The organism is Lactococcus termiticola (assembly GCF_003116835.1).
Taxonomy (GTDB): domain Bacteria; phylum Bacillota; class Bacilli; order Lactobacillales; family Streptococcaceae; genus Lactococcus; species Lactococcus termiticola.
Genome location: NZ_BFFO01000008.1, coordinates 38945 through 63769 on the forward strand (window position 1 = coordinate 38945; position 24825 = coordinate 63769).

General features: G+C 46.1%; 22 protein-coding genes and 1 other annotated feature. Of the genes, 13 read left to right on the plus strand and 9 right to left on the minus strand.

What is annotated here, in order from left to right:
• Window position 1: 1 nt before the first annotated feature.
• Complete coding sequence (gene guaC / locus NtB2_RS06615) at window positions 2-991, plus strand: GMP reductase (RefSeq protein WP_109246164.1); 990 nt, start codon at window positions 2-4, stop codon at window positions 989-991.
• 101 nt (window positions 992-1092) lie between these two features.
• Window positions 1093-1497, plus strand: a complete 405-nt coding sequence (locus tag NtB2_RS06620; RefSeq protein ID WP_125194986.1) for a hypothetical protein — start codon at window positions 1093-1095, stop codon at window positions 1495-1497.
• Between the two features lie 13 nt (window positions 1498-1510).
• On the opposite strand, the gene NtB2_RS06625 is transcribed toward NtB2_RS06620, so the two are convergent.
• On the minus strand, window positions 1511-2017 hold the full coding sequence (locus NtB2_RS06625) for a tRNA (cytidine(34)-2'-O)-methyltransferase (RefSeq protein WP_109246166.1): 507 nt from the start codon (window positions 2015-2017) through the stop codon (window positions 1511-1513).
• A gap of 241 nt (window positions 2018-2258) precedes the next feature.
• Here NtB2_RS06625 and budA point away from each other — a divergent pair, with 241 nt between their 5' ends.
• The 10 genes from budA (at window position 2259) to NtB2_RS06675 (ending at window position 14788) form a co-directional block, all read left to right on the plus strand.
• Complete coding sequence (gene budA / locus NtB2_RS06630; RefSeq protein ID WP_109246167.1) at window positions 2259-2966, plus strand: acetolactate decarboxylase; 708 nt, start codon at window positions 2259-2261, stop codon at window positions 2964-2966.
• A 67-nt stretch (window positions 2967-3033) separates the two neighbouring features.
• Entirely contained in the window at window positions 3034-3879 is an 846-nt protein-coding gene (gene dprA, locus NtB2_RS06635; RefSeq protein ID WP_109246205.1) for a DNA-processing protein DprA, read from the plus strand.
• A gap of 145 nt (window positions 3880-4024) precedes the next feature.
• Window positions 4025-6193, plus strand: coding sequence for a type I DNA topoisomerase (topA, locus tag NtB2_RS06640; RefSeq protein ID WP_109246168.1), 2169 nt, complete (start codon window positions 4025-4027; stop codon window positions 6191-6193).
• A 522-nt stretch (window positions 6194-6715) separates the two neighbouring features.
• Window positions 6716-7204: a DM13 domain-containing protein gene (locus NtB2_RS06645; RefSeq protein WP_201797351.1), complete on the plus strand. Its 489-nt coding sequence runs from the start codon at window positions 6716-6718 to the stop codon at window positions 7202-7204.
• A gap of 86 nt (window positions 7205-7290) precedes the next feature.
• Window positions 7291-8631, plus strand: a complete 1341-nt coding sequence (gene trmFO, locus NtB2_RS06650; protein ID WP_109246169.1) for a methylenetetrahydrofolate--tRNA-(uracil(54)-C(5))-methyltransferase (FADH(2)-oxidizing) TrmFO — start codon at window positions 7291-7293, stop codon at window positions 8629-8631.
• A 215-nt stretch (window positions 8632-8846) separates the two neighbouring features.
• Window positions 8847-10697, plus strand: coding sequence for a zinc ribbon domain-containing protein (locus NtB2_RS06655; protein ID WP_109246170.1), 1851 nt, complete (start codon window positions 8847-8849; stop codon window positions 10695-10697).
• A gap of 28 nt (window positions 10698-10725) precedes the next feature.
• Window positions 10726-11352, plus strand: coding sequence for a hypothetical protein (locus NtB2_RS06660; RefSeq protein ID WP_109246171.1), 627 nt, complete (start codon window positions 10726-10728; stop codon window positions 11350-11352).
• Window positions 11349-12203 (plus strand): M15 family metallopeptidase, encoded by an 855-nt coding sequence (locus tag NtB2_RS06665; protein ID WP_109246172.1) that lies wholly within the window; start codon window positions 11349-11351, stop codon window positions 12201-12203. The genes NtB2_RS06660 and NtB2_RS06665 overlap by 4 nt, the downstream gene beginning before the upstream one ends.
• Window positions 12204-12244: 41 nt before the next feature.
• The gene (locus NtB2_RS06670; RefSeq protein ID WP_109246173.1) at window positions 12245-13003 is read left to right on the plus strand and encodes a hypothetical protein; all 759 of its coding nucleotides are present in this window, start codon (window positions 12245-12247) and stop codon (window positions 13001-13003) included.
• 9 nt (window positions 13004-13012) lie between these two features.
• A complete protein-coding gene (locus NtB2_RS06675) occupies window positions 13013-14788 on the plus strand; it encodes a hypothetical protein (RefSeq protein ID WP_109246174.1) in 1776 nt (591 codons plus the stop codon).
• Between the two features lie 50 nt (window positions 14789-14838).
• Here the strand turns inward: NtB2_RS06675 and xerS are convergent, their stop codons facing one another.
• Complete coding sequence (gene xerS, locus NtB2_RS06680) at window positions 14839-15909, minus strand: tyrosine recombinase XerS (protein ID WP_109246175.1); 1071 nt, start codon at window positions 15907-15909, stop codon at window positions 14839-14841.
• A gap of 153 nt (window positions 15910-16062) precedes the next feature.
• Between xerS and NtB2_RS06685 the strand changes: the two genes are divergently transcribed.
• Window positions 16063-16860 (plus strand): rhomboid-like protein, encoded by a 798-nt coding sequence (locus tag NtB2_RS06685; RefSeq protein WP_125194988.1) that lies wholly within the window; start codon window positions 16063-16065, stop codon window positions 16858-16860.
• On the opposite strand, the gene NtB2_RS06690 is transcribed toward NtB2_RS06685, so the two are convergent.
• From NtB2_RS06690 to NtB2_RS06720, 7 genes are all read right to left on the minus strand, one after another.
• Window positions 16766-17347: a DUF998 domain-containing protein gene (locus tag NtB2_RS06690; RefSeq protein WP_165814975.1), complete on the minus strand. Its 582-nt coding sequence runs from the start codon at window positions 17345-17347 to the stop codon at window positions 16766-16768. The genes NtB2_RS06685 and NtB2_RS06690 overlap by 95 nt on opposite strands.
• Window positions 17344-20079, minus strand: coding sequence for a phosphatidylglycerol lysyltransferase domain-containing protein (locus NtB2_RS06695; RefSeq protein WP_109246178.1), 2736 nt, complete (start codon window positions 20077-20079; stop codon window positions 17344-17346). Before NtB2_RS06695 ends, NtB2_RS06690 begins: the two co-directional genes overlap by 4 nt.
• 78 nt (window positions 20080-20157) lie before the next feature.
• Window positions 20158-20934, minus strand: coding sequence for a PHP domain-containing protein (locus tag NtB2_RS06700; protein ID WP_109246179.1), 777 nt, complete (start codon window positions 20932-20934; stop codon window positions 20158-20160).
• 42 nt (window positions 20935-20976) lie between these two features.
• Window positions 20977-21456, minus strand: a complete 480-nt coding sequence (locus NtB2_RS06705; protein ID WP_125194990.1) for a P-loop NTPase family protein — start codon at window positions 21454-21456, stop codon at window positions 20977-20979.
• Between the two features lie 119 nt (window positions 21457-21575).
• On the minus strand, window positions 21576-21947 hold the full coding sequence (gene rplL / locus NtB2_RS06710) for a 50S ribosomal protein L7/L12 (protein WP_109246181.1): 372 nt from the start codon (window positions 21945-21947) through the stop codon (window positions 21576-21578).
• Between the two features lie 81 nt (window positions 21948-22028).
• Window positions 22029-22544, minus strand: coding sequence for a 50S ribosomal protein L10 (rplJ, locus tag NtB2_RS06715; protein WP_109246182.1), 516 nt, complete (start codon window positions 22542-22544; stop codon window positions 22029-22031).
• 40 nt (window positions 22545-22584) lie between these two features.
• Window positions 22585-22715, minus strand: a sequence feature (ribosomal protein L10 leader region).
• Between the two features lie 326 nt (window positions 22716-23041).
• On the minus strand, window positions 23042-24820 hold the full coding sequence (locus tag NtB2_RS06720; protein WP_109246183.1) for a glycerophosphoryl diester phosphodiesterase membrane domain-containing protein: 1779 nt from the start codon (window positions 24818-24820) through the stop codon (window positions 23042-23044).
• Between the last annotated feature and the right edge of the window lie 5 nt (window positions 24821-24825).

Consider the following 24825-nt stretch of genomic DNA (forward strand, 5'->3'; position numbering starts at 1 on the left):
CATGAATAACAATTTTCCTGTTTTCGATTACGAAGACATCCAACTGATTCCTAACAAATGTATTATTAACAGCCGGTCTGAGGCAGATACTACTGTGAAGTTAGGAGACTATACTTTTAAGCTTCCCGTCGTCCCTGCCAACATGCAGACCATCATTGATGAGTCAATCGCAGAAATGCTGGCCTCAGAAGGCTATTTCTACATCATGCACCGTTTTGAAGAAGAGAAGCGGGCTGCTTTTATTGAGAAGATGCATGGCAAGGGCCTTATTGCCTCAATTTCTGTTGGGGTTAAGGCTGAAGAAAAGGATTTTGTGAAAGCTCTTGCTGATCAAAAATTAATTCCTGAATTTATCACTATTGACATTGCGCACGGTCACGCCAATTCAGTGATTGACATGATCAAGCTCATCAAAGAAGTCATGCCAGAAGTCTTTGTCATCGCTGGAAATGTCGGCACGCCTGAAGCGGTCCGTGAACTTGAAAACGCTGGTGCAGATGCGACCAAGGTCGGTATCGGTCCTGGTAAGGTTTGTATTACAAAGGTTAAGACTGGCTTTGGGACCGGTGGCTGGCAGCTGGCTGCTCTCCGATGGTGTGCTAAGGCAGCGAGCAAACCCATCATCGCAGACGGGGGGATCCGTACCCATGGTGATATTGCCAAGTCTGTCCGCTTTGGAGCCAGCATGGTCATGATCGGCTCCCTCTTTGCTGCCCATGAAGAATCTCCAGGAGAGACCGTCGAACGTGATGGACAGCTCTACAAGGAGTACTTTGGCTCAGCCTCTGAGTATCAAAAGGGTGAGCACAAAAACGTCGAGGGTAAGAAAATCCTCCTGCCTCACAAGGGCTCGCTCAAGGACACACTGCAAGAGATGCAAGAAGACCTGCAAAGCTCGATCAGCTATGCAGGTGGCCGTGACCTCGAGGCCCTCCGCAAGGTCGACTATGTGGTCGTTAAAAATTCAATTTGGAATGGTGATTCAATTTAATGAAGCAGCTGATAAAAAAGCTTCTCACTTTCTTACAATATATTGAAAAATGGATTGACGACCATTTTTCTAATCGGATGGCTTTTGTCTTTCTACCAATAATGAGTTTGATTCTGATGGGCCTCCTTTGGAGCTTGCTCCATCGCTTAACTCCCCTGGGGTCAGCTCTTCTGATTGGTATCATCCAGTTTCTCATGGTACAGATCATCAGCAATAAGCTCCTGGCCGTAATTGAAAGGCGGGACAGGTCAGCCAGACACTATATCCGCTTTGCTGGTTTCTTAAATATTTTGATTATAACCCTTCTGTTAGTTGTGACTATTGGAAGCTGGCTCTATGCCCTGTCTGAATGGAATCGCTTCACAGTTGTAGCCAGCCTCTTTTTGTCAGCTTATCTGGCCATTTCCATCTATGCCTTTATTCATCACAGCAGACGTTATCTTGGAAAATATAAGGGGAAACGCTGGAATCAATTACTTCATCAGCACGATGGACATAAAAAATAGCCTGTAAATGAGGCTATTTTAATTTATCTTTTTCATAAGTATGGACAAGTTCCAGCCCAGCAAAATTTTGCTGGCGGAGTGCTTCATAAACAATCATGCAGGCTGTGTTTGAGAGGTTGAGACTGCGGACATGTTCATCATTCATAGGAATCCGGATGGCTTTCTCAGCATTTTCACGCATAAATTCTTCTGGCAAACCAGTATCTTCACGACCAAAGAGGAAGTAGTAGTCCTGGTCTAGCGGGCTGTAGTCGATGTCAGAATAGACCTGCTCAGCGAACTTGCTGACGAGGAAAAGCTGGCCGTCAACAGAGGAAATAAAATCGTCTAAATTTTTATGATAGACGATGTCAACCTTGTCCCAGTAATCCAGCCCAGCCCGCTTGAGATTTTTATCCGTAATCTCAAAACCAAAGGGCTCAATCAGGTGGAGGACGGTGTTTGTCGCAGCACAAGTTCTTGCGATATTACCGGTGTTAAAGTGAATACGAGGTTCAAAAAGTGCAATGTGATTTGTCATAGTATGCCTGATTTCTAAAATTGTACAAAAAAAACTGAATTCCTCGGAGTCATCTCAGCAAGAAATTCAGTTGCGGGCTTAATTCACTTTAATCATAACAGGTGTGATTGAAATAAATTAAGGTTATAGCTATATTATCATTTTTTAAGCTTCTTGTAAAGGATAAAGTGAGAAAAATTCAGCGACTAGCCTGATTTTTGATATAATAAGAGAAGATTATAAAATGTAAAGGATTAAAAAGATGACTGAAATGACGACACTTTATCAATACAACACGCTGGGAGCCCTGATGGCTGGCCTCTACAAGGGGACAATGACCATCGGAGAGCTCTTGAAGCACGGCGACATGGGTATTGGGACGGTTGATTCCATTGATGGAGAATTGATTATCCTCGACGGTAAAGCCTACCAGGCCAAGGGTGACAAGACCATTACTGAGCTTTCAGACGATGTGACCGTCCCTTATGCAGCAGTCGTAAATCACCGGGCTGACCATCGCTTTAACCAGACAGAAAAGCTCTCTGCCGATGCCCTAAAGGCCAAGATGGAAGAGCATTTTGGTGAGAACCTTTTTCAGTCGATTAAAATCACAGGCTCTTTTAGTAAGATGCATGTTCGTATGATTCCAAGGGCAGAAGAAGGGGTGGCCTTTGTTGAAGTTGCCTCTAATCAGCCTGAATATATTGAGGAAAATGTGACAGGGACTATCGTTGGTGTCTGGACGCCAGAGCTCTTCCATGGTGTCTCTGTGGCCGGTTATCACCTGCATTTCCTCTCAGACGACCATGTCTTTGGCGGTCATGTCCTTGATTTTGAACTTGAGTCAGGAGAGGTCGAGATTGGACGGGTTGACGAGCTCCAGCAGGGCTTCCCAGTCAATAATGAAAACTTCCTCAAGGCCAAGTTTAATGTCAATGAGCTCAAAGCAGCGATCGATACAGCTGAATAAAGAAAAAAGATGAAGCAAATCCCGCTTCTTTTTTTTGACATCTGCCAAGCTTTTTCGGATAACTGTCATGACGAATAACTTTGATATTTTCCGTTGGAAGATGGCCGGTCTTTCTAATCGTTCTGTGAATCGGATTTTAGATTTTTTAGCTGAAAGCCCACAAAAGCTTCCTTTGAGGCGACTTGCTGAGATTGGTCAGCCTAAGTCTACAGTCAATTTTATAGAAGGCTATAAGTCCCAGGATGTAAAGGACTTGAGAAAGCAGTTTTCTCGCTTCCCCTCATTTTCTATCTTAGATGAGGCCTATCCTGAAAGATTGCGACAGATTTATGACCCGCCGACATTGCTGTTTTATCTGGGCAATCTGAAGCTTCTGGAGCAGGAGAAAATAGCATTTGTCGGAAGTCGGGAAGCGAGTTCTTCTGCTATGAAGTCGACTCAAAATTTAATCTCAGGCCTGAACGGCCGTTTTGTCATTGTGTCAGGCCTCGCCAGAGGGATCGATACAGCTAGCCATTTGTCAGCAATCAAGTCGAAATCGGGCACCATTGCCGTGATTGGTACAGGCCTCGATCAGTACTATCCTGAGGATAATCGGAAGCTCCAGGACCATATCAGCAGACATGAGCTCTTGCTTTCAGAATATCCGGCTGGCTCAAAGGCCTTGAAGTATCATTTTCCAGAGCGAAACCGAATCATTGCCGGCCTCTCAAAAGCTGTCGTCGTGATTGAGGCGAAAAGGCGGTCGGGTAGCCTGATCACTGCTGAGCGGGCGATGGAGGAGGGTCGGGATGTCTTTGCTGTGCCTGGCGACATCAACGAAGCCAGGTCAGAAGGTTGCCATCATCTCATTCAAGAAGGGGCAAAATTGGTTTATCAACCAAAAGATATTATCGAAGAATATGAATCCTGACAAAGCCATGTGATAAAAGGATAAACAGTCACTTTTCTATATCAAAAACATCTCGCTTTTCCTATAGAAAAAATGATTTCACTTGACATTAAAAACAAAAGGCATTATGATGAAGGAAGCAAATCCAAATAAAGGAAGGCGTCCTATGCCAACAGCTACTAAAACTAAAGCAAAAACAACGACTAAAACGACAACAAAGGCAAAATCTAAAACTGCCACAAAAACTAAGAAAAAGGCGACGAAGATTGTCAAGGGCAAGAATCTGGTTATCGTCGAATCACCAGCCAAGGCGAAGACCATCGAGAAGTACCTGGGTCGCAACTACAAGGTCGTGGCCTCCGTCGGCCACATCCGTGACCTGAAGAAGTCTTCTATGTCTGTCGACATTGAAAACAATTACGAGCCTCAATACATCAATATCCGTGGGAAGGCTCCACTGATTAATAACCTCAAAAAAGAAGCCAAAGCTGCCAAGGCCGTCTATCTCGCAAGTGACCCGGACCGAGAAGGAGAAGCCATCTCATGGCATTTGGCCCACATTCTTGATTTGGACCTCAAAGAAAAGAACCGGGTGGTCTTCAACGAAATCACGAAGGATGCCGTCAAAGACGCCTTTAAGAGTCCTCGCTCTATCGATGTTGACTTGGTTGATGCCCAGCAGGCCCGCCGTGTCCTCGACCGTCTGGTCGGCTACTCCATTAGCCCCATCCTCTGGAAGAAGGTCAAGAAGGGTCTTTCTGCCGGCCGTGTCCAATCGATTGCTCTCAAGCTCATCATTGACCGTGAAAATGAAATCAACGCCTTTGTGCCTGAAGAATACTGGTCTATTGACGGTGACTTCAAAAAGGGCACTAAGAAGTTCAAGGCCAATTTCTGGGGTGTCGATGGCAAGAAAAAGGCTCTGGCTAACAATGAAGATGTCCTTACTGTCATGGAACGCCTGAGTTCTGACGAATTTAATGTTGACAAGGTAGAGAAGAAGGAACGCAAGAGGAATGCTCCTATGCCTTACACGACCTCAACCATGCAACAGGATGCGGCCAATAAAATCAACTTCCGGACCCGGAAGACCATGATGGTCGCCCAACAGCTCTATGAAGGGCTAACCCTCGGTGCGCAAGGCCACCAAGGGCTAATCACCTATATGCGTACCGACTCAACCCGTATCTCGCCGGTCGCTCAAGGTGCTGCTGCCAGCCTCATCACTGAAAAATTTGGGGCCAAATATAGCAAGCATGGCTCTAAGGTCAAGAATGCCGCCGGCGCCCAGGATGCCCACGAGGCCATCCGCCCTTCAAACGTCTTTAACACGCCTGAGTCAATCGCAAAATACCTGGACAAGGACCAGCTCAAGCTCTATACACTCATCTGGAATCGCTTTGTGGCTAGCCAGATGACGCCTGCTGTCTTTGATACCATGAAGGTCAACCTCTCACAAAACGGCGTGATTTTTGTGGCCAACGGCTCGCAAATCAAGTTTGACGGATACTTGGCCGTCTACAATGACACCGACAAGAACACCATGCTACCAGACATGGAAGTCGGCGATACCGTCAAGAAGGCAGCTCTGAAGCCAGAACAGCACTTCACACAGCCACCTGCCCGCTATTCTGAAGCGACCCTGATTAAGACGCTGGAAGAAAATGGCGTTGGCCGGCCTTCGACCTATGCTCCGACACTTGAGACCATTCAACGGCGTTACTATGTGAGGCTTGCTGCCAAGCGTTTTGAGCCAACTGAGCTGGGTGAAATTGTCAATAAACTTATTGTGGAGTTCTTCCCTAATATTGTCAATACAGAATTTACAGCAGAAATGGAGAAAGACCTGGATGCTGTCGAAGATGGTAAACGACGATGGGTAGAGGTCGTCGACCAATTCTACAAACCTTTTGAAAAGGAACTCGTCAAGGCAGAAGATGAGATTGAAAAAATCCAAATCAAGGACGAGCCAGCCGGCTTTGACTGTGATGTCTGTGGCCACCCTATGGTCATCAAGCTCGGTCGCTTCGGCAAGTTCTATGCTTGTAGCAATTTCCCTGAATGCCACAACACCAAGGCCATCGTCAAGGAAATCGGCGTGACCTGTCCAACCTGTGGCGAAGGTCAAATCATAGAACGCAAGACCAAGAAGAACCGGCTCTTCTACGGTTGCTCACGCTATCCTGAATGTGATTTCACCAGCTGGGACAAGCCCGTCGGCCGTACCTGCCCTAAATCTGGCCACTTCCTCGTTGAGAAGAAGGTCCGCGGTGGTGGTAAACAGGTCGTCTGTTCTGATGCTGAGTGTGATTATCAGGAAGAGAAGATTAAATAATTTGTTTCTTAGGTCCTACTAGTCACCGTTTCGTTACAGAAATCCCGAAAAATACTGTGAGGTCGAAAGCAAAGCGTTGCTTTCATTGCTAAAAGGTGAGCCCTAGGGACTCGCCTTTTGTCTTATTTTACAGCGCTTCTCGGGATTTCTTCCACTTCATTAGTGCCAATAGCTCTGGAGACCTGCAAGGCTCCGGATTTAGGAATGGATGCCAGAGACTTCGCTTCTGGCCACACAGCTTTTTCAACTGTTTTCTGGAAGCTAACGCCTCCTTGCTATAAGCCCAGCTTCAGCTTTCTAATAGTTCATCCAAAGCTTACAGAATTGTAAGTTTCCACACTCCTATTACTGCTATACTAGCCTTGGGAGTCCAACTCTCAAATAAAAAATAAAAGGAGGGAGAGATTATAAGGGAAGAATCTTCTTGAGTTGTTGACCGTCTTCTCAAGGGGATGACAAGGCTTTCCGGGACTCCAAACGGGAAGCCTTGTCTTGTTTTTGACACTCATAGAAAGGATTCTTATGAAGAAAAAGCATAAACTATTTGGCCTGCTCATGCTTGCCTGTGCAAGTTTCCTCTTCCTTGCGGCCTGTTCTAAGGCTGACAGCAAGGATTCGAGCAAGTCATCATCGTCGTCGACTAGCCAATCGTCCTCATCAACTTCAAGTAGCAGTAGTAGCTCTGGCTCATCAGCCTCAAAAGCGTCCACTGTCACAGATAAAAAGGGAACATTCAGTGGCCTGAACAGCAACAAGGTTTCTGGGACGGTGACGGTCTCTAAAAACAAGGTCAGCCTCTCAAACTTCAAGACTGATGAGGGGCCCGACCTCAAGATTTATCTGACCAAGGATGGCAATGTCAAAAGCGGAAAGGTCCTCAAAAAAATCGACCTGAAGGCAGAAAGCCAGAGCTTTGACGTCCCGTCAGGTGTTGATGTCAGCCAGTACAACTCTGTCGTCATCTGGTGCGACAAGGCCCACGTCGGCTTTGGAGAAGCAAAACTTGCATAAATTTTCAATCAATCTCAGATTAAATGAGATTGATTTTTCATTTTCAAAACATTCTAATCTTGCCCTTGATATGGTAAAATAAAAGCATGAAAAAAACACATATCAATGTTATCGGGGCTGGCCTCGCTGGCTCTGAGGCGGCCTATCAGATTGCCAAGCGGGGCATCCCTGTCAAGCTCTATGAGATGCGGGGCGTCAAGGCAACCCCACAACATAAGACGGATAAATTTGCTGAGCTGGTCTGCTCAAACTCACTGCGGGCGGCGGCCATTACCAATGCTGTCGGCCTCCTCAAAGAAGAGATGCGACAGCTCGATTCTGTCATCATCCAGGCGGCAGAAGCGACTTCAGTCCCTGCAGGTGGTGCCTTGGCTGTTGACCGGGAGGGCTTTTCAGACTTTGTGACTAATGAGGTCATGAACCATCCCTTGATTGAAGTCATCCGGGAGGAAATTACCAGCCTGCCCAAAGATGAGATTACTATCATTGCGACTGGTCCTCTGACAAGTGATGCACTTGCTAAAGAAATCCATGAATTTAATGGAGGCGACGGCTTTTACTTTTATGATGCGGCCGCACCGATTCTTGACATCTCGACGGTCGATATGTCGAAGGTCTACAAGAAATCCCGCTATGACAAGGGCGAGGCGGCTTATATCAACTGCCCGATGACCAAGGCTGAGTTTCAGGCATTCCAAGAGGCGCTCATCACGGCAGAAGAGGCACCCCTCAACAACTTTGAGGACAAGCTCAAGGTCTTTGAAGGTTGTATGCCTATCGAAGAAATGGCCAAGCGGGGCTACAAGACCATGCTCTTTGGCCCAATGAAGCCAGTCGGCCTTGAATACCCTGAAGACTTTGAAGGCCCACATGATGGCGACTTTAAGACACCTTATGCTGTCGTCCAGCTCCGGCAGGACAATGCAGCTGGCAGTCTCTATAATATGGTTGGCTTCCAGACCCATCTCAAATGGGGCGAGCAGAAACGGGTCTTCCAGATGATTCCAGGACTTGAAAATGCTGAGTTTGTCCGCTATGGTGTCATGCACCGCAACTCCTACATGGACTCACCAAATCTCCTGACCCAGACCTTCCGCTCTAAACAGCAGGAAAATCTCTTCTTTGCTGGCCAGATGACTGGCGTTGAAGGCTATGTCGAGTCAGCAGCATCCGGCCTCGTTGCCGGCATCAATGCCGCCAAGCTCTTTAAGGACGAAGAAGAGGTCGTCTTCCCGAACACGACGGCTATCGGTGCCCTGCCATACTACGTGACCCACACCGACAGTAAGCACTTCCAGCCGATGAACGTGACCTTTGGAATTATGGCGGAATTGCCTGGCGAACGAATTCGCGATAAGAAGGAGCGTTATACAAATGTGGCTGAGCGCTCACTTGAGATTCTCAGTGAAATAAAAGAAAGAGTATGATGGTCATGCTCTTTTTTTACAGAAATATTAATAAATTATTTTTGAAACAGGTATATACTTAAATCAAATAAAAAATTATGCTATAATTAAGATTGTAGAAATCTATAATTTTTCTGACTTTATTAAGTCATCTAAGTTATATTTCATTCTTAAATAAAGGTTAACCTTTTTCTCTTGCTATGCAAGAGAAAAGCTTGTTAGAAAGGTAGACGTCAATGTCAAAACAAGAAGATTGGCTTCAGGATTTTGAAGCAAAAAATGGTCGTAAGCCAAGTCTTGAGGAGTTCTCTGAAGCTCAGAAAAATGCTTTTGCTATCGAAGAGGCTGACCCAAAAGCCTTGTGGCTCGCTGAGTTCAAGAAAGCTGAAGGCCGTGACCCTAGCCTAGCTGAATTTGAAGCAGCTAAAAATAATGGCTTTCAAATGTCTGAAGCAAAAGCTTCAGAGGAAACAAAGGAAGTCGAAACAGCCGAGGCCGAAGCTCCAGCAGCAGCTGAAGCAGCTCCCCTCTCAACGGAAGAGCAGTGGATTCAAGACTTTGAAGCAAGAGAAGGCCGTAAGCCTGCTATGAACGAGTTTCTAGCTGCTAAGGCTAACAGCTTCTCGTCCGAAGCTAGTCCAGTAGAAGCTCAAGAGACAACGCAAGCAACAAATGCCCAGACACAAGTTGCTCCAGCAGCCGCAGCGTACGCTCAGCCTCAGCCTCAAGTGAAGCCAAAAGCTCCCCGCCAAAAGATGAAAACCAAAACCAAGCTCATCTTGACAGCTTCAGCAGTCGTCGTGGTTGCTGCGGGTCTTTGGGCTACTGGAGAATTTTGGTACTTTAGCAAGGCTGAACAGCTCAACCGCTATGTGGCAGCCTACAATAAGAACCCAGAAGCTGCGAGTATCGACGGCAAGACCTATATTTGGTCTGACACTAAAAAAGCCATTAAAAAGACGGATCTCAAGTACAGTCCTAATATGGCGGATAAGATCTCTAAGGATCACCTCTTAGCCGGAACTCAGTTCAAGCAGGATGGCTATCAATACTTAGTCTTTCCTAAATACAAGGTCTTCGTAGACCCTGAAAGTTTGACTTTGAAAGCTAACTCTAAAGGTCTTAATCTTTCTGTCAATGGTAATAAGATTGCCAGCTCGACATCAGCAAACTTCAAGACGACGGTTGCCCGCCTCTTCCCAGGCGACTACAAGATTGATGCCGTTGGTAAAATCAATAACAAGTCTGTCAATCTCACTAAGACAGTGACCGTTGACCATGCTAATACGGTCGGCAACTTCCAACTCAGCTTCCTTACCTTTAACTTGTATAGTAATCTAGTAAATGCGGATGTCTATTCTGGCAAGGATAAGATTGGTAGCCTGACCAACGGCCAGTATAAGTTTGTCGACCTGCCTGTCGTATCAAATGATCAGATTTCTGTTCAGAAGGCCTTTAAGTCAGGTGTTGCAAAGACCCCAGTCAAGTGGGTTTCTGACATTACAGACGGCGACTCTGTTTATTTGAACTGGGATCAGGAATTGAGCAACGATACAGCCAAGGAGCTTTTTAGTTCAGCGTTTTCTGATATTTCCTCTGATAACGGTGCTTCATCTGTATTTGAAGGCGGGTCAGATAACAGCTTCTACAAGGCATTGACTGGGCGTTTTACCCACATGAAGAGCCCTTCTGATGCTACTCACCATCAGGCTTCGAGCATCTCTGTTGAGTCTTCTAACGTGGACAGCATTACACAAAACGACATCAATGACTATACTGTAAATGTCTCAATCGTTCTGGATGTCTACTATAACAGTGAAAAACAAAACCCTTACTACGGGGACTTCTATCAAAAACGGACCTTTAGTATCCATGTGAAATATGTCCCACAATCCGATAATGATAGTGATAGTGACAGCTACTATAATAGTAGTAACGATAGTAGCGATACATCAGGTGGCAACTACAAGAATTTTGTCATTGTCAATGATGCTGGCAATGCTCAGGATGGAGATTCTACTAAGACGACTGTCAAAGACGATACAAAACATGACTCATCCTATGACGATGACGATAGCGACAACTAATTAAATACTCAAGGAGATTTTATCAATAATGGCAACACAAAAAGAATGGTCCGAATTTTTTGAAATGATGAACAACCGGCCTGCAACAGCAGAAGAACTTCAGGCCGCACTAGTAAATGGGGAATTTGATGCCCCTGCAAGTCCCGAAGCTCCTGCAGCTCCTCAAGCTGCACAAGCAGCAGCTCCAGTACAGCCCCAAGCACAAGTCCAAGCTCAAGCTGGACCAATGCAACAACAATTTTACGCTCAGCCTCAACAAGCTATGGCTCCGGGAGCAGGAAGCCTCTGGTTCAAGGACAATTGGGCTGACCTCTTCACAGCAATCGCAGCCTTTCTTGGCTTTATCGCTCTCTTTCTTCCTGCCTATTCAGGTTATGCAAGCACAGTCAGTTTGGTATCAACAGGGAGTGGTATCTTCGCGATGATTCTTATCATTGCTGTTTTGGCCCTTTCTATCGTTAGTTTGTTTGTTAAAAACACAATTTTATCTAAGGTTTCAATGATGCTGGCTCTCCTTACATCAGGTTTTGCCTTGGGTATCATTATGCCTCTGACAAATGCCGGCGTCGGAAAAATCTTCCTCTTGATTGCTACGCTTGCGATGATTGCACTGCCAGTTGTCAAATCATTCATCGTCAAAGGTGATGCAGCATGAGTAAACATCACTCTAAAAAAGTAAAGAAGAAACCATTATTACTTCTTGTACTTTTTTTATTTTTAGTCGCTATTGCTATCATAGCTTTTCTGGTCTGGCCTCATCCGCAGAAGCAGGCAAAAAAGGCCAATGATACAAAGACAGAGGTGGTCCTGAAGTCTGCTCCATCTAGCTCAGATGATGCTTCAAGTGAAGTGACTAGTCCATCATCAAGTCAGGATACAGCAGAAACTAGCTCTGATACACTGCCAAGCGATGTTTCTAAGGATGATTGGGACTTGGTTTTAATCAACCTCAAGCATAGTCAAAATACAGACTTTAGCTTTCCAGACGGTTTGACGACTATTGATAATGGCCAGCAGGTCGACAGTCGGATTGCTTCAGCTGCAGAGCAATTTTTAGCGGCTGCCCGTCAGGTCAATCCTGCAGAGCACTTTGTATCTGGCTATCGAAGCTATGCGACTCAGGTTACGACCTTTAACTACTGGGTTTCAACAGAGAAAGCTAAAGGGCTGAGCCAGGCTGAAGCAGAAAAAGCTGCGATGGCTTATAGCCAACCGCCTGGATCTAGTGAACACATGACTGGTTTAGCCTTTGATATGTCTAGCGCCAATAGCTTAGGCCAAGCTGATCCTAGCCAAGTCGCTGAGCTTCAGAAAATTGCTGCTCCGCTTGGCTTCATTCTTCGTTTCCCCTATGCACCAGGCTCAAATGATCCCGGCAGCATCAATCCCTCAACGGGGATCGAATACGAAGATTGGCACTGGCGTTATGTCGGACCAGAAAGTGCAAAATACATTTATGCTCACCCCGGCATGACACTTGAAGAATACCTAGACTTACTAACTTAAACAAGAGAAAATAATACAGATAATCGAAAGGAATAATTAAAATGGCAACAAAAGAAGAATGGAAAAATTACTTTGAAATGATTAACGGTCGTCCACCAGTCTTGGAGGACTTTAAAGCAGCTGTGGCCGCCGGTGAGATTGATCCGGAACCAGCTGCTGCTACTAATCAAATGGCAGCCAATCAGCCTCTAGCAGCTGCAGGAGCTCAAGCACCAGTGCCAATGATGGCAACAGCTCAAGCGACTAATGGTGGCTCTAACTGGTTTAAGGAGCAATGGTTGAATCTAAGCATTGCAGTGGCTGGAGTTGTTTTATTGATTCTGCTTTTCATTCCACAACTCGTAGCAAACTTTTCGGATGGTATTCCATATAGAACATCATCAGGTGGAACAGGCATAGATAATTACAGCTTGAGTCTTGGACTTCTTAACGGTTTTAAATCGAATGATCCATCCTTTCAAGCTGAGTCAGCTCAAAAGTATTTTGGGTATTTCAGACTTATCGGTATTTTGCTTTTGATTTTTATTCTGGTGGTCCTCGTCTTTGCTGTCATTAACATGTTCGCTAAGCTTTCTATTCTCGATAAGCTTCAAACAGTTATGATGTCTATGACGGCAACATTCGCCTTGATTGTCTCAGTTATCTTTGTTGCTCTTGGAGGGCTTGTGACAAATCTCGCTAAAAACTCAGGCGATTTTGTAAGTTTACATATTTCTAGCACAGGCGCAATTTTCATGCTCATCTTTAGCTTGATCCTCTTAGGTCTAGCTGTCGTACAATCTCTGCTCAGAAAAGCCTAAGGAGGCTACATGGCAACAAAAGAAGAATGGCTGGAATACTTTGAAGCTCTTCAAGGTAGAAAGCCGACTATCCAAGACTTTGAAGAAGCAGTGAGAAAGGGGGATATCGATCTTTCTCAAGCAGTGGATGAAGGGAAAACTCCATCGAGCCAGTCTACAGCAGTTTCTGAAGTTCAGCCGACAATGAGTGCTGACATGCCAGGCGATAATAGAAAGAAGAAGTCAGTCTGGAAATGGCTGATTCCTCTGATTATTGTTCTTTTATTGGCAATCGCTGGCGGAGGTTATTACTTTTATCAGCATATCCACAGGCTTGACGGTAAGTACTATGCCTTTGACCTGAAGAAGAAGGCTTACTCGAAAGAAGTCGTCTTCACAATTTCTGGTCAGGAAGTCAAAGCCAAGCTTGCTGGAGGCAAGACCGCTTATTACAAGCTGAATTCATCAGCAACTGAGCTGAACTTTAGTCGATATGAAGCAGACAAGGACAATGCTAAAAACTTGCCTAAGGCGCCATCTATTCCCGTCAAAGAGCAGGACGGACAACTCACGATCAACAATCAAGACTTTGTCCAAGACAGCAGTAAGGAATATAAAGTAGCCAGCAGCAACAAGTCTTATCATCAGCTGAGTGCTTCTGAAGCGAAATCTTTTAATGAAGTCGCACCCGACCCACAAGAGATCGTCATGAAGAAGCTGCTCAGCTCCATCAATGGTAAATTAACTTACTCGAGTGGTGCCGGTGGCTGGGGAAGTTCGATTTCTATCGAGCCAGATGGTTCCTTTAGCGGTAAATATGCAGACTCTGATATGGGTGGGAAAGAAGTGACTTACTCTGATTTTACAGGGCGTTTAGGCAACATCCGTCAGTTAGACGACTCCTCATATCAGTTTGATATTCTTTCGCTTGACTATGCACCGGTAGATAAGACCACATATGTCGAAGAGAACGGCTATAGTATCAAAAAGACGACGTCTTACCCTGCGGGATTCTATGATTATTCGAGTCATAAAGTTGCTAAAACAGCTATACTCTATTTGACAGGCAGAAAAGCCGGAGATATACCGAATATTCAAAAGACCGAACTGAGAAACTGGTGGTCAAATTTCATTGACCAAAAAGGAAATCTAGTGACATCTTCCGCTTTACCTGGTATCGCTCTAATCCCTCAATTTGACAGTAGCGCTAAGAATGATTCAGCACTTATACCAGCATTCTACTCTTCTCAGGTCCTCTATCCAGAGAAAGAACAAGAAGCTTATGACAAGGCGCTTTCTTTGCTGAAAGGAAATAGCTATCAAGGAAATATAGGCAACTATACATCAGTCAGCCTTTCCTGGGATAAGAATGGGAATGCATTTGTCGGCTTTGGAATGGAGGGGGATACGAGCAAGCCATTATTGACCAACCTTGCTCCGGCTGGAGCTTCGCCAAGTGATATCCGCTACGCAATAACAGGACCAAATCAGGTGACACTGACCTATTCATTTTATCAGAGCCATATCGCTATACTCTATCCACCGGTTGTATCTGGTGTGGGTGGGTCTTTTATAGGTGATATCATAGGTAATGCTCACATGAAACTCGTTTTTGATTTTTCTAAAGATGGTCAAGAGATGAAGTTGACACAGCATACTCAGAAATATCCTATGCAGCTTATTACTGGAGATAGTAGCAACACATTTAATTCTAATCAAGCACATCAAGCTTTTGAAAAGGAAAAAAACACCTGGTCTAAATGGCAAACTAGTAGCACGATTACTTTTGAAAAGAAGCAATCCTAGACTTAGCCATTAATTATGCTTAATAAGAAAAGCCCTGATTTCAGGGCTTTTTACAATTCATCCAAAGCATTCTTTTGCTCCTCATCCACAATATGCGTATAGAGGTCAGTAACCTGGGTCGAAGCATGCCCCAACTGATGGCTGACCAGGACCTGAGAGTTGGTCTGGGCGTAGAGGCGGGTCGCCAGCGTGTGCCTGAGCTTGTGTGGAGTTACTCGGACCTTGAATTCTTGAGAATACTTGGCCACCATCTTCTCAACGCTCGATGCATCAATCCGACTCGCCATGCCACGATATGACGTCAAGAAGAGGGCTTTTTCAGCTTTCTCTGGCTTATAGCGTTTCTCACGAATCTCCAAATACTTAATGAGATAAGCTTCTGCAAATCTTGCAATATTGACAGCATCACGTTTCCCGCCCTTACGAGTGACCTCAACAACCATAGTTTTAAGGTTTAGGTCTTTGACATCTATACCGACGGCCTCTGACAGGCGGATTCCTGAGGCTAAAATCAAGGCAATAATCGCTAAATCACGTTCCTTATTCTTCAAAAAGCTTGATTTCGCGCGATTTGAAAGGGTCAGTTCATAGTCCTGATCGATATGGTCCAGGAAGTCTTGGCTTTCATCACCTAAGAAAAGCTTTCCTTTGATATTTTCAGCACGAGAAGAGAGGGTTTCAGCCTTCTTTTTAGTTTGCACCTTTTTCATGACATTACGGTAGAAGTAGGGCTCACCGTCAGGGCCCTCGACTTCCTCAGTCAAGTATTTGTAGAGGCTAGAGAGTGCTGAGATGGTACGGTTGATGGTGGTCTGACTCACGCCACGAGCCGTCGCATTACCGTTAAGTAAAGGCCGTTCACGCAAGAAGAGGATAAAGGATTCCATGTCCTTTTTCGTCATTTTTTCGAGAAGTTCAAGGGGAATGTCAGCAATCTTTTCGCAATCAGCTACGCCTGAATCAATCAACCAACTGAAAAAGCGTTCGTATTCCTTGAGGTATTCGTAGAGAGTGTTAAGACTATAGGGAACAGCCAGCTTGGATTGGTAGTAGTCGAGGACATAATCGGGCATGACCGCCTTGAGTTTATCGATGTTGATGATGAGTTGTTCACGTTTCATATAGATTTAGTATAGCAGAAGGATAGACATTTTTCAAGAAAATTATAGTTTTTCGGAAAGATGTTACTAGGCCACTATAGCATTACATAATAAAGCCTGCCATAGGCAAGATAAAAAATTGTCGTTTTTTTCTTTTTCCGTTATAATAAAAGCATGACACTGGTTATTATACTGATATTTTTAGCATTGTTCTGGTATCTCTTCAGATTTGCTGCTCATCATATTAAAAAACTGAGGCCGATCCTCAGCTTTTTAGAAAAATATACTTCATTTTTACACCGCTGGGTCGTGTCGGCTCCGGCGACTTTTACCTATGTGGCGATTTTTGTGGCCTTTACACTGGTCCAACGAACCTCGCCTGATCGCTTGATTAATGTCATTACCCGGGTCAATTCAACCAATATTGCGACATTAACCATTCGTCCTCTAAGTGCCCTGATTACCTCATCCTTCTGGGTGGCTGATGGTGGGGTTGGCCTGACCATCTATGTTCTGGCCTTTATCAGCCTGATTGCCTGGGCTGAGCGGACTTACGGGACGGCGAGGACCATTGTCATCTGGATCATGGGCCATGTGGGTGGGAGCCTGGTCACTGTGGCCATTGAGCTCTGGGCAATTCGGACAGGCCTTGCAGCGTCTACTTTGGCCCATACGACCGACGTCGGTGTTTCCTATGTGATGGCGGCAGGTCTTGCGGCGGCGATTTGGATCATGCGGGGCTGGCACCGTCCTATCGCCTTTTTGGGCATGGCCATTCTCCTGATTAGTCCCTTCTTTTTTGGGCAAGCCATCTGGGAGGGCGGGCATCTTTACGCCTTTCTCCTCGGGCTTGCGACAGCATCTATCAGTCTGAAATTTATCCCTGGTCGGCCTGTGAAGACGCCACTTGAGGAACTTCAGGCAGGTAAACAGCCATGCCAATCAACCAAAGACCAATCAGAATCGCACTGACCTGCTGGGTCCAGTGGCCGAGCAGGTTGGGAAAGCTTGCTGAGATGCTGGATAGGCCAATCCCAACTAGATTAATCAATGAAAGTCCTGTAAAGCGGGCTTTTTTGATTTTCCATATGGCCAGTAAGACAGCAAGGACCAGGGCAATGATAGCCAAACTGCTGAACACAGCATGAATCATATTCACACCTGAGCTAAAGTCAGGATGGGCCCTTGTTTGGGGGAAGATTCCAGCTAAGATATTGAGCGTGGCAAAGACGATGAGGCTTCTCGCAAAGAGGCTCCGGAAACCCAGGACTAGGGCCAGCAAAAAGCCTGCTGAGAGGATGTCCGTCAGGATAAAGAGATAGAAATAAGGCTGGTCGCTGGCCCCCAATGCACTGAGGAGGGCATTGCTCATGACGGCTGGATTCAGCCAATAGCCTAGCAACCAAGCGTTATAGAAAAGGGCTGAAACTAGCCCTAAAATAAGATTGTGTTTTTTCACGATTTAAGTTGCTCCCAAAGCTTTTCGAGATTGATGGTTAAGCTACTGTAGCTAGGTAGTCCTCTTTCAAGGAGCTTGAGATGCCTGCTGTCAAAGTCTTCTTCTTTGCGGTAGTTTTCAGGATTGTTCTCTTCTGCTTGCGTTTGAATTAGGCTTGAGAGGTCAACCTCAGGGAGGATGCCAGACAAGATCGTCTGTGCTTCTTCTGCTAAGGCATCAGGGCTCGTAAAGGCGGAGACAGCGGTCAGTTGACCTGCAGTCACAGCAAAGCTTGCTGTGCCCGTCTCAAAGAGCATCTCGCTGATGCTGAGACCAGCCAGGCTCTCGCTATAGCCCTTAGCCTTGAAGGCCTCACGCAGTTGACTGATGATGCCGAGAGCTTCAGCATTGAGCTGGTCTTCAAACTCAGTCAGACTCTTAGACAAGAGCTTCCAGCTGGTCGCACGGAGGCTGATTTCGCCAGTCTTAGTCATTGTCATTTCCCCGCTGACCTGGAGCATGTCGCCAGCGATGACAGCCTTCTTGAAGAGGTTAAAGTCTTCTTTGAGGCCTGTTGCTTCTGCATATTCATTGACCCGGTCGGCTCCCAGCATGACTTGGACCTTGCCGGTCGCATCTTCTAGGTCGACAAAGAAGAGCTTGCCTCGGCCACGGATGCTCTTGACCCGACCGTAGACAGAAGCAGGGCTTTCTTCAGCGAGCTGGCGGGCGGTCTGGATGCGGATAGTATCCACTGAGAGGTTAGTTGGATAAGGGTTAATCTCAGCCTCTTTGACAAGGGCCAGCTTCTCGAGGGCCGTCACCTGATGAGGGTCCAACTCTTTCTTCGCCTGCTTGGCCATAAAGTCAGCCTCCTGCTTCTGCACCTGGGCAATGAAGCTTTCAGACTCCCAGTAGTCATTTTGCTGACTGTTTTGTTTATGACGAATAAAGAATTTCTTAATTTTGTCAAAGAAACCAAAGCTCACAAAGCCTTCAGCCCGACCCATGGCAAGGCCGACTTCAGTAGCTGAAGCCCCTCGCTCGTAGGCCAGGTAGCGGGTCCGCCATTCTGGTGCATAGATTTCATTGGAGCGATAGAGGCTCTCCAGCTGGTACCATCTTGAGAAAAAGAGGAGGACCCGTCTGGCGCGGCGTTCAAAGCTGTTGGCCTGGACCTGCTCACCCCGCTCAAAGACATGCCGCATGACAGCAAAGTTGAGGCTGACCTCATCAACGTCTAAAGCAGGACATTTCTCAATCAGCCCAGCAATCATGTAGGTCGTTACGCCGTTGGCAGAGTCAGGGTTTCGGCGCATGGTATCGAGCGAAAGGAGGCGGTCGCCTGGCACAAAGGAAAGAATCCCCTGGGCTTTGCCTTCGCTATCATAAGCGACAACGACGACCATCTGGGCATCCGTCTGATCAGCAAAACGACTCGAAGCCATAGAGAAACCACGTTCTGGCCCGTCATTTCGCCAGCTGTTGACATAGCCATCCAGCTCGCTGAGTTCATCTAGTGAAATCTCAGCTTGACGACGAATCACTAGGCTGTAGCCTTGCTTTTCGACCTTGTTGTAGACCTTATTGACTTCACGGAGGGCAGGGTCATCCAGGGCAAAGTCTTTGACCAGGACCACGGCCTCATCGCCAAAGGTAAAGTGGGAGAGGCCTTGCTTCTTATAGACAGCAAGCCCTTCTTCAGTCACGGCGAGGACGGCAGGCGTCCAGCCTTTAGAATAGGCAAAGTTCAGATAGTTCTTGACGGCAGAGCCCCAGGATTTCTTTTCACCAATCGGGTCGCCAGAGGCCAAAAGGACAGAGCCAAAGAGCTGGTAGGCAATGGCTGCCTTACCGTTGTTGGAGAAGATTTTCGCCTTGTCACGGCGGGTCGCAAAGTAGGCCAGCGAGTCCTTGCCAGCCGACTCCATCAGGAGCTTGCGGACCTTGAGCTCGTCTTTGGCATTGCTTTCCATCTTCTTGTTATGATTTCTCATGACCAGGATAAAGGCAATCAAGAAGCCAAGCATGCTGACAAAGTCAACGACGAGCAAGAGGACTTGTGAGTCGAGGAATTTATTGTCAATCAAGATGGTGCCATAAGGCAGGAGATATCGGAAATTGCTGATGGATTCAAGGAAGACAGCAGACAGCAAATGAAGCGGATGATGGCCTTCGCCTAAGATAAGGCCAAGCACAAAGCCTATCAGTATCGCAACAATGAGTCCCGCCACAACAATCACAATAGCCTGTGTGGTCACTTTTTTGCTGACCTTGGTCATAAAGTAATTGTGAGCAGAGACCAGGAAAATCCCGAGCAAGAGGTTAACCAGAATGGCTAAGCCATACCAGAGGACATCAGACAGGCTGGCATCGATTCCACCCGTTTGTGAAAGAATGATGACAATCAGGGCAATGACCACGGCTGCCAGCTGGAAGTAGAGAATCACAAACCAGAGGGCAATCCGCCTGCGATGACGAATCATGCGGGATAAAATAAAGAGGACGATGGCGTTCAAGAAGCTGAACTCGACCGGCAAACCCAGCAGGAAGAGGAGGGTCGAAATTCCATCCTCAACCGGCGGCATTAGCCAGTGGAAAAAGCCTCCCAAAAGCGACCAGACTGCTGCAAAGAGCAGGATGTCTGCCAGCCAGCGGGGGCTTGAAGCCCGGAGACCTTCTAGGAAGCTGTTCTTCTTCTTTTCTTTTTTGACGTCCTTCTTAGCGTTATTGTTGACTTCTTTCTTAGCCATGAGGGCTCCTTCAATCTTTTCTTTTCCCTTCTATTATAGCAAAAATCGAACTTAAAAAGCCAGGCTAGCCTGACTTTTTTAGATTTCGCAAGGGCTGGCCTGGCCAGCTTCGTAGACCATCAGCTCATGGATGCCCTGGGCTTTCAGCCAGGGGATGAGCTCATCGTCAAAGTTGAGCCGGAAATGCTCGAGAAAGTGGCCGTCAGAGCCTAGCGTGAAGAGCTTGCCACCAAGTTCCTGATAAAGGCCAATAGCGTACTCGTAAGCCTCCTTGTGGCCATAGAGAATGATGGACTTGCTATTGACTTCAAAGGCCAGCTCTTGATCGATGACCTTCTGGAAAATCCGACGGAGCTGGCCCTCGTAAGGCTTGATGCGGCTGACAGGAAGCTCAAAAAGGCGGAGGCCGTAGTCCCAATGGGCAAAGACATTGGCAGGAACACGCTTGACGGCGTACTCCAGCTTGTCGAGGTATTCCTGGCAGATGGCATCAAAATCCATCTCAGCGACCTTGTCTTCGAGGTAGTCAAAGTCGTCATTGTGGTGGACCGAGAGGAGCTTGAGGTCGAAGTCCCATGGGGCAAGAATCTGCTGGATTTCTGCTTCTCTGGGCTGGTAGTAGCCGATTTCGATGCCTGAGAGCAGGCGGTCACCGTAGCTGGCCTTGAGATCATCAAGCATTTTGAAATAGGCCTTAAAATCAGGGATGTCGTCACGTCCGCCTGTGAGCGGGTTTGAGAGGTCAAAATGCTCAGTGGTCACGACTTTGCCTGGCCAGGCTTCGAGATAGGACTCAAAGTCGGCTTCGGAGTCGAAGGAGAAATGGGTGTGGAGGTGTTGGTCGTGGTAAGGCATGGGACTCCTTTTTACATAATTTTTATTTTGTAAAGAGCTAGGTTAGAAATTATTTATGAATTCAAGCAGTTGTTTTTTATTTTTGATAATGATTTGTTTTTCTGGAAATTCAACCTGAACATCATACTGATAAATCCATTTGAACATCTGAAATAACATCTTTAAGCTTGGTTTATAGCCTGATGTTTCAAGCTTCAATTTCTGCTTGATATAGCGCTTCAAAGCTCGGAAATAGAGTTTTGTCTTCGGAAAATCAAGGATGAGGATGTAATCGGCTTCTTCTAGGGCCCTTGAGAATTTCTTTCTAGGCACGCCTTCTATAATCCAATCTTTATCTGTCAGAATTTGATTAAATAGCGGCTCAAACTCATTAGCAGTCCGCTTTCGATTGCCCGTGAATGTGTCGGCTGCTGTATAAAGGATTGCATCACAATCGTAAGCTGCTATGCCTGATCGCTGTGATAGTTGATGGGATAGGTAAGATTTACCTGAGGCGGGGCAACCTGCTATGTAGAGCTTCACGTCTGGAGTCCTTTCCTTGCTTATGCTTTGAATTATAGCATAGTTCATTGTTTTCAGCGAGCATCTTCTAAAAAAGCAACAAAAAAACAGCCGAAGCTGTCTTTTCATTTTTAACCGAATTACTTAAGTGTAACTGATCCACCAGCTTCTTCGATCTTAGCTTTGATTTCTTCAGCTTCAGCTGTAGCAGCACCTTCTTTAAGAGGAGCTGGTGCACCGTCAACGAGTTCTTTAGCTTCTTTAAGACCAAGACCAGTGATTTCACGTACAACCTTGATAACTGCAACTTTCTTGTCGCCAGCTGATTCAAGGATAACGTCGAATGAGTCTTTAGCAGCACCAGCGTCGGCACCACCAGCAGCACCTGCTACAGCTACTGGAGCTGCTGCAGATACGTCAAATTTTTCTTCGATAGCTTTTACGAGCTCAGAGAGTTCGAGGATTGTTGCTGTTTCAAGTTCAGCAATAATGTTTTCAATGTTCAATGCCATTTTGTTTTTCTCCTATTATGTTTTTTGCGTTTTAACTCGCCAGTCTAATGTGTTGCAACCCAATTGGTTGCCCAGCTAGCATTAAGCAGCTGGTTCTTCTTCTTTTGCATCTGCAACCGCTTTGACAGCGTAAGCCACGTTGCGGACAGGTGCTTGAAGCACTGAAAGAAGCATAGACAAGAGTCCTTCGCGTGATGGCAGTGATGCAATCGCTGCGATTTCTTCTTGGCTTGATACTTTACCTTCAATGATACCGGCTTTAACTTCGAGTTGGTCTGCTTCTTTAGCAAAGTCGCTCAAAATCTTAGCTGGGGCTACTGCATCTTCGTTTGAGAAAGCTACTGCTGAAGGGCCTACGAAATCAATACCGTCAAATCCAGCTTTTTCAGCTGCACGACGCAAGATTGAGTTCTTAACCACTTTGAATTCAACACCAGCTTCACGAAGTTGCTTACGGAGTTTGGTGTCTTGTTCAACAGTCAAACCACGTGAGTCAGCGACAACGATAGATGCTGCGTCTTGGAATTTCTTCGTGTAGACATCAACCAATTCTGATTTCTTAGCAATCGTTGCTTCATTTACTTTGTAATCGCTCATTTTTTTACCTCCATTTTATTTTGTTCGCATTGATTTCCTATTTTGCAATAAAAAATCTCCGCGACCAAAAGACACAGAGAGTTCAATCATTTCTAAGTTAGAAAGTTGTCCTCGGTAGGATGTTTACGGCTTTTAGCCCCCTACTGTCTTCGGTCAGTTCTTAACGAACTTTAACTATTATAGCATAGGATGATTTGCTTTGCAAGAGGGAGGGATGATTTTTTTAGGGCAATTCATAAAGCTGTTTTGTTAGGGGCAACTTTTCTTCATAAAGCCTTGTAGCATCAAAGTCTGGCTGTATCAAGCCAGTTCTTGGTCAGATAGGTATCACCCTAGTTTGCCCTGCCGACAGCTTCGACGAGGGTTCGTCAGGCATATTTCCCTCTCTTCTAAAGCGTAAATAAAAAAGCTATAATCAGTCGTCTTGCCAGATGACAAGATTTACTTAATTATAACTTATTCATAACCGCAATTCAAATTACCTGCAGCATCTAGACTTAGTCGCCGACACTGTCACCCAAGCTTGGGCTCAGGCTAAAGAGGAGGCGGAGGCGGTTGGCATAGGTCGGATGCATCTCATAGGTGATGAGCTGGCTCTTGAGCTTGTCCAGATTGTCAGTAATGATACCGTCGACCCCGTTGAACATCATCTCCTCCATGACACCAGGCTCATTGACCGTCCAGGCAAAGACCTTCTTGTTTTGGCCATGGGCGGTGTTGACAAAGGATGAATCGAGCGTGGTCGCTTCCATAGTGTAGGCGTTTGCCACGGTCTGTGGGAAGATGGCGTTGAAGGGCAGAATAAAGCTGACGGTCAGCTTAGGATTAAGCTTGTGGAGTTTTTCGATGACCTTATAGTCCAGCGAGTGAATCATGTCGCCATTTTTGATGATGGCTTCACCGTATTTGGCATTGAAAATTTTAACAAGGTCTGAGCTATCGTAAGGCGTGGTCTTGATTTCGATGAGGAGCTTCTGATGGACTTCTTGTGCTGACTTGAAATAGTCATCAAAGCTGGCAACAGGAGCAGACTTGCCATTTTCATGGGCGGTCAGCTTCTTGAGCTCGGCTAAGGTCATGTCCTGTGGTTTTTTATCAACACCGGTCAGTGCCTTGAGGTTAGCATCGTGCATGACGACAAACTGATGGTCTTTACTTTCTTGAATGTCCATCTCGACGTAGTCAGGCTTGTGTTTATTGGTCGCAAGCATGGCAGGAATCGTGTTTTGCACACCGTTTTCTTCGTCGACACCCCTGTGGCTGATGGTCTGGATGTTTTTCTTGTCGGTCGCACCCAGCATATAGTAGGTATTTGAGCCAACAAAGAGGAGGGCAATCAGGCTGAGCAGAATAATCCCGCCCCGTTTGAGTGACATCTTCGAGTTGGCATTCGCCACAGGTTCGTGCCCCAGCTCCTTCAAGAGGAAGCTAAAGAGCATGATTGAGACAAAGATAGAGGAAAGCTGGGCCAGAAGCTCCATGATGGTCATGAAGATAATCGCTGTGGTCAACGCAAAGCCATTCGGAGCCTTATCAGCCAGGATTTGCAGGCCCCAGAGGCCATAGTTAATCAGGTCGGTCACAGCATAGACAACTATCCAAATGACGCCAATGCTAAAGACATAACGCCAGAAGGTCCGCCATGCGCCGGTACGCTTCCAGCTTTCCTTGAGGGCTTCCCGCACGGGTTGTTTCTCAACAATGGTCAGTGGCAGTGTTAAAAGGAGACGATAGCCGATAAAGAGGATGACCGCCATAATAGCCAGCAAGAGCAGGCTGTTCTGCCACTTAGCCAAAAAGAACTCGAGGGTAAAGACAGGAATCTTGACCTTAGCGAGCAAGGGTGATGAAAAGACATAAGAGCCAAAGGGAAGGATGATGACAAAGTAAAGCAGAAAGAACAAGAGGGTCCTGAAACTGACCAATTTCAGCCGGACAGCTGTCTCATGGAAAATCTTTCTGAATGAGCCTTCTCCTTTTTGAATCATCAGGACACCCACCATCTGAAAGACAAATTGGACATAGACCAAAAAGATGATGACCAAAAGCAGGATGATCAGGGCGATAAAACCAAGCAGATGCTGGCCGATGATACTGCCCAGGTTATTAAATGAGATATAAGGAATCCCGCCTAGCCGCATGAGCCAGGCCGCAAGGGCGTGGAAAATCGGCACAATAATATAAGTGATGGAAAAATAAACCCCAAGAAAGAGGCTCATATAGGCGAGCCAGTTCTTACGAAACTCCTTGGCGTAAGATTTGAAAAACGAAAACATTGCTT

What these genes read in the sequence shown, in the direction of transcription:
- topA (WP_109246168.1), top strand. Translation starts at nt 4,025, where the DNA reads ATGCCAACAGCTACTAAAACTAAAGCAAAAACAACGACTAAAACGACA.
- rplL (WP_109246181.1), bottom strand. Translation starts at nt 21,947, where the DNA reads ATGGCATTGAACATTGAAAACATTATTGCTGAACTTGAAACAGCAACA.
- NtB2_RS06695 (WP_109246178.1), bottom strand. Translation starts at nt 20,079, where the DNA reads ATGGCTAAGAAAGAAGTCAACAATAACGCTAAGAAGGACGTCAAAAAA.
- NtB2_RS06670 (WP_109246173.1), top strand. Translation starts at nt 12,245, where the DNA reads ATGGCAACAAAAGAAGAATGGAAAAATTACTTTGAAATGATTAACGGT.
- NtB2_RS06675 (WP_109246174.1), top strand. Translation starts at nt 13,013, where the DNA reads ATGGCAACAAAAGAAGAATGGCTGGAATACTTTGAAGCTCTTCAAGGT.
- NtB2_RS06620 (WP_125194986.1), top strand. Translation starts at nt 1,093, where the DNA reads ATGAGTTTGATTCTGATGGGCCTCCTTTGGAGCTTGCTCCATCGCTTA.
- dprA (WP_109246205.1), top strand. Translation starts at nt 3,034, where the DNA reads ATGACGAATAACTTTGATATTTTCCGTTGGAAGATGGCCGGTCTTTCT.
- budA (WP_109246167.1), top strand. Translation starts at nt 2,259, where the DNA reads ATGACTGAAATGACGACACTTTATCAATACAACACGCTGGGAGCCCTG.
- NtB2_RS06665 (WP_109246172.1), top strand. Translation starts at nt 11,349, where the DNA reads ATGAGTAAACATCACTCTAAAAAAGTAAAGAAGAAACCATTATTACTT.
- NtB2_RS06645 (WP_201797351.1), top strand. Translation starts at nt 6,716, where the DNA reads ATGAAGAAAAAGCATAAACTATTTGGCCTGCTCATGCTTGCCTGTGCA.
- NtB2_RS06700 (WP_109246179.1), bottom strand. Translation starts at nt 20,934, where the DNA reads ATGCCTTACCACGACCAACACCTCCACACCCATTTCTCCTTCGACTCC.
- xerS (WP_109246175.1), bottom strand. Translation starts at nt 15,909, where the DNA reads ATGAAACGTGAACAACTCATCATCAACATCGATAAACTCAAGGCGGTC.
- guaC (WP_109246164.1), top strand. Translation starts at nt 2, where the DNA reads ATGAATAACAATTTTCCTGTTTTCGATTACGAAGACATCCAACTGATT.
- rplJ (WP_109246182.1), bottom strand. Translation starts at nt 22,544, where the DNA reads ATGAGCGATTACAAAGTAAATGAAGCAACGATTGCTAAGAAATCAGAA.
- NtB2_RS06685 (WP_125194988.1), top strand. Translation starts at nt 16,063, where the DNA reads ATGACACTGGTTATTATACTGATATTTTTAGCATTGTTCTGGTATCTC.
- trmFO (WP_109246169.1), top strand. Translation starts at nt 7,291, where the DNA reads ATGAAAAAAACACATATCAATGTTATCGGGGCTGGCCTCGCTGGCTCT.
- NtB2_RS06655 (WP_109246170.1), top strand. Translation starts at nt 8,847, where the DNA reads ATGTCAAAACAAGAAGATTGGCTTCAGGATTTTGAAGCAAAAAATGGT.
- NtB2_RS06660 (WP_109246171.1), top strand. Translation starts at nt 10,726, where the DNA reads ATGGCAACACAAAAAGAATGGTCCGAATTTTTTGAAATGATGAACAAC.
- NtB2_RS06625 (WP_109246166.1), bottom strand. Translation starts at nt 2,017, where the DNA reads ATGACAAATCACATTGCACTTTTTGAACCTCGTATTCACTTTAACACC.
- NtB2_RS06720 (WP_109246183.1), bottom strand. Translation starts at nt 24,820, where the DNA reads ATGTTTTCGTTTTTCAAATCTTACGCCAAGGAGTTTCGTAAGAACTGG.